The organism is Halococcus salsus (assembly GCF_009900715.1).
In the GTDB taxonomy this organism is placed as follows: Archaea; Halobacteriota; Halobacteria; order Halobacteriales; family Halococcaceae; genus Halococcus; species Halococcus salsus.
Genome location: NZ_JAAAJC010000001.1, coordinates 1,303,602 through 1,316,958, shown reverse-complemented (window position 1 = coordinate 1,316,958; position 13,357 = coordinate 1,303,602). Strand labels below are relative to the sequence as shown.

Annotated in this window: 13 protein-coding genes; 8 read left to right on the top strand and 5 right to left on the bottom strand. The window is 70.3% G+C overall.

The window, feature by feature from the left end:
• Positions 1-14: 14 nt before the first annotated feature.
• From GT355_RS06775 to GT355_RS06760, 4 genes are all read right to left on the bottom strand, one after another.
• Positions 15-764, bottom strand: coding sequence for an NRDE family protein (locus GT355_RS06775; protein ID WP_160133897.1), 750 nt, complete (start codon positions 762-764; stop codon positions 15-17).
• Positions 765-842: 78 nt separating this feature from the next.
• On the bottom strand, positions 843-2,318 hold the full coding sequence (locus tag GT355_RS06770) for a class I adenylate-forming enzyme family protein (RefSeq protein WP_160133896.1): 1,476 nt from the start codon (positions 2,316-2,318) through the stop codon (positions 843-845).
• Positions 2,318-3,343, bottom strand: a complete 1,026-nt coding sequence (gene menC / locus GT355_RS06765; protein WP_160133895.1) for an o-succinylbenzoate synthase — start codon at positions 3,341-3,343, stop codon at positions 2,318-2,320. The genes GT355_RS06770 and menC overlap by 1 nt, the downstream gene beginning before the upstream one ends.
• Entirely contained in the window at positions 3,340-4,284 is a 945-nt protein-coding gene (locus GT355_RS06760; protein ID WP_160133894.1) for a 1,4-dihydroxy-2-naphthoate polyprenyltransferase, read from the bottom strand. The genes menC and GT355_RS06760 overlap by 4 nt, the downstream gene beginning before the upstream one ends.
• 336 nt (positions 4,285-4,620) lie before the next feature.
• Between GT355_RS06760 and GT355_RS06755 the strand changes: the two genes are divergently transcribed.
• Positions 4,621-5,718: a glycosyltransferase family protein gene (locus GT355_RS06755; RefSeq protein ID WP_160133893.1), complete on the top strand. Its 1,098-nt coding sequence runs from the start codon at positions 4,621-4,623 to the stop codon at positions 5,716-5,718.
• Positions 5,719-5,743: 25 nt separating this feature from the next.
• The gene (locus GT355_RS06750) at positions 5,744-6,214 is read left to right on the top strand and encodes a DUF7109 family protein (RefSeq protein ID WP_160133892.1); all 471 of its coding nucleotides are present in this window, start codon (positions 5,744-5,746) and stop codon (positions 6,212-6,214) included.
• A 13-nt stretch (positions 6,215-6,227) separates the two neighbouring features.
• Here GT355_RS06750 and GT355_RS06745 read toward each other — a convergent pair whose 3' ends face one another.
• A complete protein-coding gene (locus tag GT355_RS06745) occupies positions 6,228-7,247 on the bottom strand; it encodes a lysylphosphatidylglycerol synthase transmembrane domain-containing protein (protein ID WP_160133891.1) in 1,020 nt (339 codons plus the stop codon).
• Positions 7,248-7,456: 209 nt separating this feature from the next.
• Between GT355_RS06745 and GT355_RS06740 the strand changes: the two genes are divergently transcribed.
• From GT355_RS06740 to pstB, 6 genes are all read left to right on the top strand, one after another.
• Positions 7,457-8,056 (top strand): NUDIX hydrolase, encoded by a 600-nt coding sequence (locus GT355_RS06740; RefSeq protein WP_160133890.1) that lies wholly within the window; start codon positions 7,457-7,459, stop codon positions 8,054-8,056.
• A gap of 71 nt (positions 8,057-8,127) precedes the next feature.
• Positions 8,128-8,547 (top strand): peptide-methionine (R)-S-oxide reductase MsrB, encoded by a 420-nt coding sequence (gene msrB, locus GT355_RS06735; protein ID WP_120072523.1) that lies wholly within the window; start codon positions 8,128-8,130, stop codon positions 8,545-8,547.
• A 135-nt stretch (positions 8,548-8,682) separates the two neighbouring features.
• Positions 8,683-9,747, top strand: coding sequence for a PstS family phosphate ABC transporter substrate-binding protein (locus GT355_RS06730; protein ID WP_192927973.1), 1,065 nt, complete (start codon positions 8,683-8,685; stop codon positions 9,745-9,747).
• Positions 9,744-10,796 (top strand): phosphate ABC transporter permease subunit PstC, encoded by a 1,053-nt coding sequence (pstC, locus tag GT355_RS06725; RefSeq protein ID WP_160133889.1) that lies wholly within the window; start codon positions 9,744-9,746, stop codon positions 10,794-10,796. Before GT355_RS06730 ends, pstC begins: the two co-directional genes overlap by 4 nt.
• Entirely contained in the window at positions 10,793-12,436 is a 1,644-nt protein-coding gene (pstA, locus tag GT355_RS06720) for a phosphate ABC transporter permease PstA (RefSeq protein WP_160133888.1), read from the top strand. The genes pstC and pstA overlap by 4 nt, the downstream gene beginning before the upstream one ends.
• Entirely contained in the window at positions 12,433-13,314 is an 882-nt protein-coding gene (pstB, locus tag GT355_RS06715) for a phosphate ABC transporter ATP-binding protein PstB (protein ID WP_160133887.1), read from the top strand. The genes pstA and pstB overlap by 4 nt, the downstream gene beginning before the upstream one ends.
• Positions 13,315-13,357: the final 43 nt, after the last annotated feature.

Here is a 13,357-nt window from a genome sequence, read left to right as displayed (position 1 = left end):
CGCCGCCGGATGGGTTAAACCTGACTTTCGACCGGTTCGAACGGCGTGCGACACGGCGGCCCGTTCGCGAACCGATAGGTGGCCGCGCCCGCGTCGTCGATGGCGATCAGCGACGACGACCGCGTCCCGAAGCCGAACTCCTCGTGGTGGACGCAGACGCCGTAGTCGTGGTCCGAGAGGACCTCGGCCCCGCGCGCAAGCCACGCCTCACCCGTCTCGCCGGGTTCGGGCTGGAGGGCCTCGCGTACCTGCCGGCCGTTCGCGGCCTGGCGTTCGCCCCGCTCGGGCCAGGATTCGGGGATCGTGACGTCGCCGATCGCGCCGGTGTTCATCACAACGTGGACCCCAGGATCGAGGTTCTGCACTCGTAGCTGCCCGGCCCATTCGAGGAGGAGCGCGGCGTTCGCGTCGGCGACCACGAGGTTGAAGCCCTCGTACTCGTCGGCCTCGACCGCGCGCTCGGCGAGTCGGGCCGCGTCCTCGGCCGACTCACAGCCGAGGCAATCACGGACGAGCAGCCCGCGCGAGCGCTCGCCCGCGAGGTCGGCGTCCGTCCAGCGGTTCGTGACGGCGACGAACACCCCGAACTCGTTGTAGCCGATCCACGTTCCGCCGGCCTCGGTGTCGGTCGGCGCGACGACCCCCGGATCGGTCGCGACCCGCTCGGGCGGGTTCGAGGGTCGGTCGATCGATTCGTCACGGTTCGCCGCCACGGCTACCGGGACATCCGGAAAAACGTTCCACGCGAACACGAGCGTGCACATGGTTCGGGGTAGGAGGCGAGGCGGCTAAACCCCCCGGCTGGTCAGTCGGCGGGACGAGTGTCCGAACACTGGATCCCCTTACTCGCCGTGGTCGAGCAACCGCCGACGAACCGCGTCGCGCTCGACGGTTCCCGAGGCGGTCCGCGGCAACGAGTCGGCGAACGCCATCGTTCGCGGGAGCTTGAAACCCGCGAGCCGTTCGCGACAGTGCGTGTCGAGTTCCGCCCGGTCGACGACGTCCTTTCGGACGACCACCGCACCGACGCGCTCGCCCCACTCGGGGTCGGGAAGCCCGACGACGGCGACGTCCTCGACCGCGGGATGGTCGCGGAGCACCGCGGCGACCTCCCGAGGGTCGACGAGTTCGCCGCCGGTCTGGATCCGGTCGTCGAGTCGTCCCGTGACCCAGAGCCGACCCGCGGCGTCGCGGTGGCCGACGTCACCGGTGTGAAAACCCGCCGCCGAGAACGCGGACGCGGTCGCGTCGTCGTCGCCGTAGTATCCCTCGAAGACCGTCGGCCCCGAGACGACGATCTCGCCGGTCTCGCCCGTCTCCACGGGGTCTCCCGCGCCGTCGAGCATCGACAGTCGGGTGCCGAACAGCGGCCGGCCGACGGTACCGGTGTGGGCGACCGCCTCCTCGGGCCGGGCGGTGGCGACCTGCGAGGCGGTCTCGGTCATGCCGTAGGTCGGACAGACCGGGATCCCGCGGCGGGCGCACCGGTCGACGAGTTCGGGCGGGGTCGGCGCACCACCGAGCAGGACGAAGCGAAGCGAGTCGGGGAGCGACCCGGCGTCGAGCAGCCGGCGGAGCATGGTCGGGACGAGCGAGACGCCGGTGCAGTCGTGGTCGTCGAGCGCCGCCAGGGTCGTCTCGGGGTCGAAGCCTCCCTCGGGAAGCACGACGGTCGTGCCGTAGAGCGCCGAGCGAAAGACCGGTGCGAACCCGCCCATGTGATAGACCGAGAGCGGGTCGAGCCAGCGGTCGTCGGGGGAGAGCCCGAGTCGGAACGCCGAGGCCACCGCGCTCGACCGGAGGTTCTCGCCCGTGAGCACGACGAGCTTCGGCTCGCCGGTGGTGCCCGACGTCGCGAGCAACAGTGCGGGCTGCTCGGCGGGTCGCGGGGACGGTTCGAACGCGGCGGGCTCGACGGTGTCGAGTGCCGTCGCATCGTTCGTGGTGGTTCCGTCGACGGACGCGACCGGGAGGCCATCGGCAACGTCGATAGCCGTCTCCTCGGTGTCGGCCTCGCAAACGAGCGCCGCGAGGCCGGCGCGCTCGACCTGCGAGCCGAGTTCCGTCGGTGTGAGCCGGGCGTTGAACGCGACGAGCACGCAGCCGAGGCGCGCCGCGGCGTGGACGAGCGCCACCGCGGCGGGCCGGGTCTCGGTGAGGACCCCGAGGTGGTCGCCGGGTCCGAGCCCGAGGGCCGCGAGCCGTCCCGCGACCCGCTCGACCGTCGCGTCGAGGTCGGTGTAGCTCCACTCGTGCTCGCCCGCGACGAGCGCGGTCGCGGTCGGCGAGGTCTCGACACGCCGGCCGAGCACGTCCATCAGGTCGAGTCCTCCCCCGGGTCGGGTGCGTTTCCAGCCCCCTTGGGGACGTGTGCGTGGCCATCGGCGACGGGTGCGGGGTCGGGGATCAGGTCCGTCGCGAGGCGGTCGGCGGTCGCGAGACCCGCGGCGGGCGGGTCGGCGAGGCTCGCGGCGACGTGGACCGCACCGGCACGCGCGAGCGCGCCGTCGATGGTGGTCGAGAGCACCGCGTCGATCCCAGCCTCTCGTGCGGCGAGCGCGGCCTCGCGAGCCCGGTCCGGCCCGCCGAGCACCATCGGTTTCAGTACCACTCGATCGGCCGCTCCGGCGTCGACGACCGCCGCAACCGAGTGCGCCGCGAGCGACTCGTCGAGCGCGATGGGGACGTCCCCCCGGAGGGCGGCGTGGCCCGCGAGGTCGGTCGACGAGAGAGGCTGTTCGAGGTACGCGAGGTCGACGTCGGCGAGCTCGGGGAGTGCCCTGCGCGCTTCCGACGGGTCCCACGCGGCGTTGGCGTCGGCTCGGAGGGCGACGTCGGGCCCCACCGCCGTCCGGACCGCGCGGAGGCGTTCGACGTCCGCCTCGACGGCCCGCGTGCCGACCTTGACCTTGAGGGTTCGAAAGCCCGACTCGACCGCCCGTCGGGCTTCCCCGACGGTTTCGTCCGGCGAGCCGTCGCCGATGGTGGCGTTCACCGGGACGCGGTCCGAAGGAGCGCCGCCGAGGTGTCGATAGAGGGGGACGTCGGCCGCACGTGAGCGGGCATCAGCGAGCGCGAGCGCGAGGCCGTGACGCGCGGCCGGCGCGTCGTCGAGGTCGGCGAGCGCCGCGTCCCAGTCGTCGTCGGTCGTGCGCCGAGCTCGTTCGAGGGCCGCCTCGCAGGCGTCGAGCGACTCCGTCCAGCCCGGAAGCGGCGTCGCTTCGCCGACCCCTCCGGTACCGCCGACCTCGACCCGCACGACGAATCCCTCGCGAGCGTCGATGGTGCCGTGGGCGGTCGAGAGCGGCGTCGAAAGCGACAACGAGAACCGCTCGACCCTCACCCGAGGACCCCCGGCAGGGCGAGGCCGAGCGCGAACAGCACCGAGTGGGCCGCGAGGAGTTTCCCGACCTGCGAGAGCGCGGGGTTCAGCACGTCGCCGTCGGTGTGGGTGACGACCGTCTCGGCGATGCGGACGGCGTAGGGGATCGTGAGCAACGGCGCGAGCACGAGGAGCGAGAAGCCGGTGAGCCAGAAGACGACGGGGACCGTGTACGCCATCCCGAGCAGGAGGACGAACTCGACGCGGCTCCAGCGGTAGCCGATGATGACCGCGAGCGAGCGCTTGCCGGCCGCCTCATCGGTCTCGCGGTCGCGGAGGTTGTTGACCACGAGGATGTTAGTCGAAAGTGCCGCGGCGGGGAGGCTGGCGACGACCGCCGCGAGCGGCAGGGTATCCGGGGGCAGCCAGAGCGGGAAGGCCGTCGCGAGCGCGGCGGCCTGGACGTAGTAGGTGCCGGTGACGGCGACGAGCCCGAAGAAGACGAAGACGAAGAGGTCGCCCAGTCCGTAGGAGCCGAACGGGTAGGGCCCGCCGGCGTAGAGGACCCCGGCGGCGACGCTGGCGAGACCGATGACGACGATCGGCACGCCACCGACGTACACCAGATAGACCCCGACGAGGATCGCGAGCGCGAACGTCGCGATCATCGCCGACCGGACTTGTGGGGGTTCGATGAGCCCCGATTGGGTGACCCGCGTGAACCCCTCGCGGTCGTCGGAGTCCACGCCGGATTTGGCGTCGTAGTAGTCGTTCGCGAAGTTGGTCCCCACCTGGATGAGGAGCGCACCGACGAGCGCCGCGAGCGCCGGCAGCGGGGCGAACACCCTCGTCCCGAGCGCGAGACCGATGCCGACGACCACCGGCGCGGCCGCCGCCGGGAGGGTCTGTGGACGTGCGGCCATCAGCCACGCTCGCCGTCGTGAGACCGCCTGTGTTCCCATTACCGCCGATCCGGGATCGACCGGCGTTAACGTTTGGATACGGACCGACCCCGTCCGGGTGGGCGACCGACGCCGGGACCGGACGGTCGGGATGTGTCACGACCTGAAACGTGTGTCACGGAATGAGATCCGTGCAGCGAGTAAGTATAGGTTTCCGGGGGGTCACCCAACGAATGGAACCCATCGGTTCCGCCGCACGGGACATCGGTCCGTTGTCCTGGCATCATTCCGCATTGTCCCGTGCTTTTCACCGTTCGACGCCGAGCGTCGCGTGCCGCTTTCGGAAGCCTTGACCCCGAGGGGACCCGACGGCGAGTAGGTTCGATAGCGACGACGATGGAATACGTACAGGAACGGATCACGACGCTGCACGGCGTACGCGACGCCGCGCCCGAAGCCCCGATCGACCGAACCGCGGTCGTGGTGCCGATGGCGGGCCGCGAGTACCGAACGCCGGCCGCGACACGGGTCTTCTCGACGCTCGAAGGCGTCGCCCCCGCACGGGTGGTCGTCGCGCTCCAGGCCGGCCCCGAACGGGTGGCCGACGTCCGGGCGTGGCTCGACGGCTTCGGCCTCCCCGTCGACCTCCTGTGGTGTGACGGCCCCCGGCTCGACGCCCTGCTCGCCGAACGCGGTCTCGCGGGCGAGACCGGCAAGGGTCGTGACGTCTGGCTCGCGCTCGGCCTCGCGAGCCGCCACGAGTTCGTCGTGGTCCACGACGCCGACGCGATCTCCTACTCGGCCGCGGACGTTCCACGACTCTGCGCGCCGTTGGCCAACGGCGAGTTCGAGTTCGTGAAAGGCTACTACGCCCGCATCGAACGAAATCGACTCTTCGGCCGGCTGTTCCGGCTGTTCTACGAACCCCTGGTCGCGACCCTCCGCGAGCGCCACGCCGCCGACGTGCTCGACTACCTGAGCGCGTTTCGCTACGCGCTCGCCGGCGAGGTCGGGCTCACGGGCGACCTCGCGCAACGCGTCCGGCTCTCGCGCGGCTGGGGACTCGAACTCGACACCCTCGGGTCGGCGTTCGAACAGGGTGGATTCGAGCGGACGGCTCAGGTCGACCTCGGGATCGACGTCCACGACCACCGCGAGGTTTCGGGAGGCGCGGGGTTGGCGGCGATGAGCCGGGAGGTCGGCCGGGCGCTCTTCCGTATCGTGGAGGCACACGGCGTGCGGCCCGACTACGACGTGCTGCCGTCGCGCTACGAACGCACGGCGGCCCGGTTCGTTCGCCAGTACGCCGCCGACGCCCGCCACAACGGGCTCGACTACGACCCGGCGGGAGAGCGTGACCAAGTCGCGACGTACGCCGACGCGATCGTTCCCCCCGACGCGGACACCCGGCTCCCGGCGTGGGTCGACGCACCGCTCGACCCGGCCGACGTTCGGGAGGCCGTGGCGGCCGACCTCGCGGCGACGAAGGGTTAAACCCGCCCCGCCCGACCCGCCGTCAATGGAACTCAGCCGCGACGAACTCGCCGGCGTGGTCGACCTCTTCGGGGCGTTGCCGCCGGCGGACCTGGTCAGTGCGGGCGAGGAACTCGCCTACAAACGGGGCACGACCTTCGACGGGGACAACATCGACGACGCGATGACCACCTACCACCTCGTGCGTTTCGGCCCCGACGACGGCGTGGTCGAGGGGGCCGACGAACCGCTGCTCGCCGCCGGCCCGGCCGCGTTTCCGGTGCTCCCCGACGGGGCCGAGGACCTCCCGCACATCTTCGACCGCGAGCCCGTGACGCCCGACCGGGCGGCGCTCGGAACCGTCGTGGAGGAGCGCTTCCGAACGGACGCGGCCCGCGCGCTCGGCGACGGGACGGGCGATATCGACCGACTCCTCGACACCAGCTACGACATCGAGACCTGGGCACCGGTCGACCTCGGCGACATCCGTGACCGGCTGGACGCCGCCGCCGACTGAGCCGGCCCCGTTCTCAGACGCGAGCGGTGACGTAGAGCGCGGTCGGGCCGGCCACGAGGAGCGCGAAGACGTAGCTCATCGCACGATAGAGCAGCGCCACCGCCGCCGCCGAACCCGCTCCCATCGGCGTCAGCGCGACGAGGAGCGCGACGAGCGCCGTCGAGACCGCGCCCAGCCCGCCCGGCGTCGGCACGGCCCCGGCGAGCGAACTCGCGGGCACGAGGAAGACCACCAGCAATGGACTGATCGTGAAGCCGAGCGCGAGCCCAGCGAAGTAGAGCGGGGCGGCGAAACAGGCCCAGCCGAGGTACGAGAACACGAGGCCGACGACCAGGTCGCGTGGCTCGTCGGCGATCCGCGCCACGTGGTCGTAGAAGCCGTCGATCCGCGCCCTGACCGCCGCCGTCTCGATGCGGTCGATACGGGCCGCGACCGGACCGACGACCCCCATGAGGAGACGTGTCACGAGGTCGCGCCGTCGCCAGGCGGCGTAGACCAGTCCCGGAACCCCGATGGCGATCGCCGCCAGCCCGGCGAGGATCGACCGCGCGCCGGGCGGGACGGTGCCGGTGACCGCGAGCGCGGCGAGCCCGAACCCCGCGAAGGTGAAGAACGGGAGGAGGTTCATGAGGTCCGCAGTCGAGACGCTCGCGAGGCTCTCCTCGTAGCTCGCGTCGGTGTCGGCGGCGAGGACGTACGCGATGAAGGGTTCGCCGCCGGCCTGGCCGAACGGGGTGGTGTAGTTGGCGAACGTCGCCGCGAGGTACGTCGGCACCAGCCGGCGGTAGCCGACCCGTATCCCGCCGGCGTCGAGCACCACCTGCCACGTCTTCGTCCACGCGAGGAGGTAGCCACACGTGGCGAGGCAGCCGACGACGACCCACCGCGGGTCCGCGCGCCCGAGCGCGGCGAGGATCTCGCTCCAGCCGACGACGCGTCCGAGGAAGTAGACGAACACCGCGGCGACGGCGAAGCCGACGACCATCTTCGCGACCGAGCGCCGGTCGATGAGGTCCGTGGACTCGACCGCCACTTACGGGCACCCTCTCCATCGGCGACCGGCCGCAGTGTCACGAGCCATTCGCTCGGTTCGAAGGCCGAGAGCTCCATAAGTCGCGTGAAACCCGACTCCGAGACGACCCGGTTGAGTCGTCCCCGTCCGACCATCCGATACCGATCCGATGGACCGGCTCCTCGTGGGTCGAACACACGAATTATACCCCACGAACGCCTCGGCGGTGTATGGACCTCTCGCGGGTTGTCGACCGGTCCGCCGTGGCGGTCACCGACGGGGAACGCGACGCCGCGGTGCTGGTCCCGGTCATCGCCCGCGAGACCGGCCCGGCGCTGCTGTTCACGAAGCGCGCCGACCACCTCGGCGAGCATCCGGGCCAGATGAGCTTCCCCGGCGGCGGCCGCGAACCGGCCGACGACGACCTCGCCGCGACCGCGCTTCGCGAGGCCGACGAGGAGATCGGGCTCGACCCGACGACCGCGGAGATGGTGGGTCGGCTTGACGACATCCGCACCGTCACCGGGTACGCCATCCGGCCGTTCGTCGCGCGGGTTCCCGACCGCGAGTACGTCCCCGACGAACGCGAGGTCGCCGAGATCGCGGTGCTCGCGATCGGCGACCTCACCGACCTCGCGAACTACGACTCCGAGCGGCGCGACCACCCCCACTACGGCGAGACCCGGCTCCACTTCTTCCGGGTGGACGGCTACGTCGTCTGGGGCGCGACCGCCCAGATGCTCGTCCAGTTCCTCGAACTCGCCACCGACTGGCGGATGCCCCCCGAACCCGACCGGGTCGTCGACCCCGACGCGGAGTTCCCGGTCTGAGCCCGCTCGCCGTTCGGTCCCGCCGGTCGCGTGCCACAACACACAAAAGCGCTCGTCGCCTTCTTCGAACCATGTCGAACCAAGAGACGACGACCGGGTCCGACCTGCCGGAGACCGACGAGGAGTGGCGCGAGGTGCTGACCGAGGAGGAGTACGCCATCCTGCGCGAGCAGGGGACCGAACCCAAGTTCTCGGGCGACCTCCTCGACCAGCACGACGACGGCACGTTCGTCTGTGCGGGCTGTGGCACCGAGCTGTTCGACTCGGAGACCAAGTTCGACTCCAAGACCGGATGGCCGAGCTTCACAGACGCCGTCGGGGACTCGGTCGAACTCAGAAAGGACACCTCACACGGCATGGTCCGAACCGAGGTCGTCTGTGCGACCTGCGGGGGTCACCTCGGCCACGTCTTCGACGACGGCCCCGACCCCACGGGCAAACGCTACTGCATCAACTCCGCCGCGCTCGACTTCGACGACGAGGACGCCTGAGACCCGTTTTTCGACCCGATCCTCCCGGATCCGCTCGCTTTTCTGCCGTTCCCGTCGCGACCGTCGGTTGGTGAACGGTTGACTATATAGATTTCATAGTAGCGTATTTACCGGCTCCGGAGATATCAATAGCCGATGACGCGAAGGCCCGTGAGTCGACGTGCCGTCCTCGCGAGCGGGGTGGGGGTCGGTGCGGCGCTCGCCGGTTGTATCAGCACGAGCGCGACGCCACCGAACGTCTCCAGTGAGGGGTCCGACGAGGGAGCATCCGGACCGGTGCTCCGTTCCGGCGGCTCCTCGACGGTCTATCCGATCGTGAGCACCGCCGCCGGCTACTGGAGTACCAACGAACCCTACTGGCACCCCGACGTCTACGGAATCGAGACCCAACAGCATCTCGCGGACTACTGGGCGGGGCTGTACGGTTTCGGTCCCGCCGACGGCGGCGCACCGCCCTTCTCGATACGCGTGAGCCTGAGTCACTCCGGAACCGGGCTCGAAAAGCTCCGGAGCGGCCGACTCGATATGGGCAACGCGAGCGCCCCGGTGAAGGCCGAGTTCCCCGACCTCAGCCAGTCGGAACTCGAGAAGTACACCGACCACGTCGTGGGTGTCGACGCCCAGCCGATCGTGGTGAGTCAGGCCATCTACGACGCCGGGGTCACGGAGATATCGGCGAAGACCCTGAAGGCGATCTACCAGGGTGAGATAGAGAACTGGCGCGACGTCCCCGGCTACTCGGGACCGCCAAAGGAGATCCAGGCGGTCGGCCGCGCCGAGGGCTCGGGCACCGACACCGCGTTCCGGAGCAACCTCTTCGGGAACTCGAACGCGCCCATCCCCGGTGTCGACATCCGGAAGGGCGAGAACCAGCAGGTCAAACAGATCGTCAACGGCTCGGACAACGCGATCGCCTACATGGCGCTGGCGTTCGTCGACGACTCGGTCCCGTCGATCGCGCTCAAAGCGGGCGGAACGACCTACACGCCCGGCGAGAACCTCGCGGAGGCGGGCTACCCGCTCGCGCGCGACCTCCACTGTTACACCTACGACGGCACCTCGAAGAAGGAGGCGGCGCTCCTCCGGATGCTGTTGAGCGAGTACGGCCAGGAGACGTTCGTGGCGGCGGCGGGCTACTCGGTGCTCCCGACCGACCGCCGTCGAAACCAGACCCGGAAACTCCCGGCCCCGACGCGATGAGCGGGCGAGCCGGCTTCGGTGGTCGATTGGCCCGGTTCGACCCGCCCAGCCGCGTCGGCGCGCTCGTCGGCGCGGTCCTGCTCGTCGCGGCCGGGACCTTCCTCCTCGCGCCCGGACTGGTCGGCTATCCCCTCGTCGCGGCGGTGCTGGTCGTGGGATATGGCCTCTTCGCCGACCAGGCGACGACCGTCCGTGCGCTCGCGCTCGCGGCGACGGTCGTCACAGTCCTCGTTCTGGGGCTCATCACGGTCTACCTCGTCGTCCAGTCGCTCCCCGCGTTCCGGACGATGGGTCCCGGGATCGTCCTCAAGCGCGCACCGTTCTGGAACCCGGACTCGGGGTTGTTCTCGCTGGTCCCGATGATCTGGGGCACGGTCGTCACGACCCTGATCGCCACCCTGGTCGCCGCACCCCTCGGGGTCGCCGGCGCGGTGTTCATCGCGGAGATGGCCCCCGACTGGGCACGCGGCCTGCTCAAACCCGCCGTCGAAGGGCTCGCGGGCGTGCCCTCGATCGTCTACGGCTTCATCGGGCTCACGCTTCTCAGCCCGTTCATGTCGACGAACTTCGGGCTGCCGACGCTCGGGAGCCTGCTCGTGGTCGGGGCGGTGATCGGCGCGATGGCGCTTCCCACCGTTGTTTCGGTCGCCGAGGACGCGATCGACAGCGTCCCGGGCGCGATGAAGGACGGCTCGCTCGCGCTCGGCGCGACCGACTGGCAGACCACGACCGACGTCACGCTCCCGGCGGCCTTCTCGGGTGTCTCGGCCGCCGTCCTGTTGGGCGTCGGGCGGGCGGTCGGTGAGACGATGGCGGCGACGGTGATCCTCGCGAACGTCACGACCCTTCCCGACCCGCTCTACGACGTCTTCGGCAACACCATCACCCTGACGAGCCTGATCGCGAGCCAGTACGGTATCGCGAGCGGGACCCAGATGAGCGCGCTGTTCGCCGCCGGCGTGATCCTCTTCGTCACCGTGCTGGGTCTCAGTCTCGGTTCGCAATACGTCGAACGCCGGATGGAACGGACGTTCGGGGGGAACCGATGAGCACGGACTCGTTGACAGAGCGGTCGAACACGCTCGTCGGGACCGCGGCCGAAACCCTCCGGTACGTCGGGAGCGGGATCGCGGTTCTCGCCGTCGCCGTCGTGCTCGCGGGGCTCCTCGGGTTCGCGAACGTGCTCCCGGGGGCCGTCGCCGGCGTCGCGCTGGTCGATTGGCTCGCGACCGCCCTCGGGCTCGGGTCGCTCGGGATGGTCGCGGTCGGGCTCGGATCCCGGGCGGGCGCGTTCGAGACCACGCCCGACCGCACCGCCGGTCTCCTGCTCGGCGTGGTCTTCGGGCTCGTCGGTCTGGCCGCCGGGGGACTCGTCGCGGCCCAGATGCTCGGTCTGTCGACCCTCTGGCCGGTCGGCGCGCTCGTCGGTGCGGCCGTCGGAGTCGGGGTGGCGCTGGGCCCGCGCGAGGACGTCGCGCTCGCGGCGACCGGCGGCGGGTTCGGCCTGGTCGTCGCCGGGCTGGTCCTCGCGGGCGTCCTCGGTCCGGGGTGGACCTGGCAACCTGCGGGGTTGTCGGGGGTCTTCCGGTCGGCGACGACGGTCCCGCTGGTGTGTTCCCTCGCGGGTCTCGTGCTCGCCTGGACCGCCGCCCAGGCCAGCGCGGGGTTCGGCCCGCAGGGGAAGGCCCGCGGCGCGTCGTTGCTCGTCGGCGCGAACGCCGCTGGGATGATCGCGCTGCTCGTCGGGCTGGTCTCGTTCATCGCGGTTCGCGGGGTCGGTCCGATGCTCCGCGGGATCCAGTACGGGCTGTTCTGGGAGCCGCTCACCTGGTTCCAGGTGCCGTTCTGGGGGCAGTACGTGGTCGTCGAGGGGCCGGTGGTCTGGTTCCACTGGCCGTTCACGATGGTCGGTTTCTCGATGACCAACCCCGTGAACGGCGTCGCGCCCGCCATCGTCGGCACCGCCTGGCTGGTGATCGGCGCGGTCCTGCTGGCGGTCCCCCTCGGCGTCGGGACCGCCATCTTCCTCACCGAGTACGCCGAGCAGGGTCGGCTCACCGCGCTCGTCGAGGTCGCCACCAACGGTCTCTGGAGCACCCCGAGCATCGTCTACGGCCTGTTCGGGCTCGCCTTCCTCGTCCCACGGATCGCGAACCAGAGCAGCCTCCTCTCAGGGATGATCGTGTTGGGCTTCATGCTCCTCCCGTTGGTGATCATCACGAGCCGGGAGGCGTTGCTCAACGTGCCCGACGAGTACCGCGACGCCAGCGTCGCGCTCGGGGTGAGCCGGTGGGAGACGATCAAAACGGTGGTGTTGCCGGCCGCGATGCCGGGCGTCATCACCGGGACGATCCTCGGGGTGGGGCGGATCGCGGGTGAGACCGCACCGATCCTCCTCGTGCTGACCGGCGAACCGTTCCCCGCGGTCGGTCCCGACGTCGTCGACGTCTCCTTCGGGTTCACCTCCTCGTTCCCGTTCGTGAGCCTCGGCGTGGTCAGCCCCGACGCACTGCTCCAGCCCTCGACCGCCCTCCCGTATCAGCTGTTCGCGACGATAACCGCGGGGGCCGAGAACGTCTCCGGCGGCTTCCAGTGGGCCACCGCGTTGGTGCTCCTGCTGGTGGTCTTCGCCTTCTACGCCGTCGGCATCGCCTCGCGGTCCTACTTCCAGCGGAAACTCGACTCATGACCACGACACCACCAACCACCGAACGGACGACCGGCGAAACGGACGAACGACTCGACCCCGCCTGGACCGAGTACGACTTCGACGGCCCGACGAAGCTCCGGGCCGAGGACGTGAACGTCCACTACGGCGACGACCACGCGCTCACCGACATCAGCCTCGACATCCCCGAGGAGAGCGTGACGGCGCTGATCGGGCCGTCGGGCTGTGGGAAGTCCACGTTCCTGCGGTGTCTCAACAGGATGAACGACCGGATCGGCAGTGCGAGAGTCGACGGGCGGGTCGAACTCGACGGCGAGGACATCTACGCCGACGGGACGAACCTCGTCGAGCTCCGAAAACGAGTTGGGATGGTGTTCCAGCAGCCGAACCCGTTCCCGAAGTCGATCCGGGACAACGTGGCCTACGGCCCCCGGAAACACGGTGACATCAAGACTGGCCTGCTCGCCAAACTCTTCGACCGGGGTTCGGGGGAGAAGGAGGACGAACTGGTCGAGCGCTCGCTTCGGCAGGCGGCGATCTGGGGGGAGGTGAAGGACCGACTCGACGACAACGCACTCGGGCTCTCGGGCGGCCAGCAACAGCGCCTCTGCATCGCCCGGTGTCTCGCCGTCGGCCCCGAAGTGATCCTGATGGACGAGCCGGCATCGGCGCTCGACCCGATCGCAACCGCGAAGATCGAGGACCTGATCGAGGACCTCGCGAAGGACTACACCGTCGTCGTCGTCACCCACAACATGCAGCAAGCGGCCCGGATCTCGGACCAGACGGCGGTCTTCCTCACCGGTGGGGAGCTCGTCGAGTACGGCGACACCGACGCGATCTTCGAGAACCCCGAGAGTCAGCGCGTCGAGGACTACATCACCGGGAAGTTCGGGTAGACCGCGCTCGTCACGGCCCGCCCGGCGCGAACAGGTTTTTGTG

Bases quoted from the DNA above. Each gene is read 5' to 3' on its own strand.
- GT355_RS06775 (WP_160133897.1), bottom strand. From the start codon at position 764: ATGTGCACGCTCGTGTTCGCGTGGAACGTTTTTCCGGATGTCCCGGTA.
- GT355_RS06755 (WP_160133893.1), top strand. From the start codon at position 4,621: ATGGAATACGTACAGGAACGGATCACGACGCTGCACGGCGTACGCGAC.
- GT355_RS06760 (WP_160133894.1), bottom strand. From the start codon at position 4,284: ATGGGAACACAGGCGGTCTCACGACGGCGAGCGTGGCTGATGGCCGCA.
- GT355_RS06770 (WP_160133896.1), bottom strand. From the start codon at position 2,318: ATGGACGTGCTCGGCCGGCGTGTCGAGACCTCGCCGACCGCGACCGCG.
- pstA (WP_160133888.1), top strand. From the start codon at position 10,793: ATGAGCACGGACTCGTTGACAGAGCGGTCGAACACGCTCGTCGGGACC.
- GT355_RS06750 (WP_160133892.1), top strand. From the start codon at position 5,744: ATGGAACTCAGCCGCGACGAACTCGCCGGCGTGGTCGACCTCTTCGGG.
- GT355_RS06740 (WP_160133890.1), top strand. From the start codon at position 7,457: ATGGACCTCTCGCGGGTTGTCGACCGGTCCGCCGTGGCGGTCACCGAC.
- GT355_RS06730 (WP_192927973.1), top strand. From the start codon at position 8,683: ATGACGCGAAGGCCCGTGAGTCGACGTGCCGTCCTCGCGAGCGGGGTG.
- pstB (WP_160133887.1), top strand. From the start codon at position 12,433: ATGACCACGACACCACCAACCACCGAACGGACGACCGGCGAAACGGAC.
- pstC (WP_160133889.1), top strand. From the start codon at position 9,744: ATGAGCGGGCGAGCCGGCTTCGGTGGTCGATTGGCCCGGTTCGACCCG.
- msrB (WP_120072523.1), top strand. From the start codon at position 8,128: ATGTCGAACCAAGAGACGACGACCGGGTCCGACCTGCCGGAGACCGAC.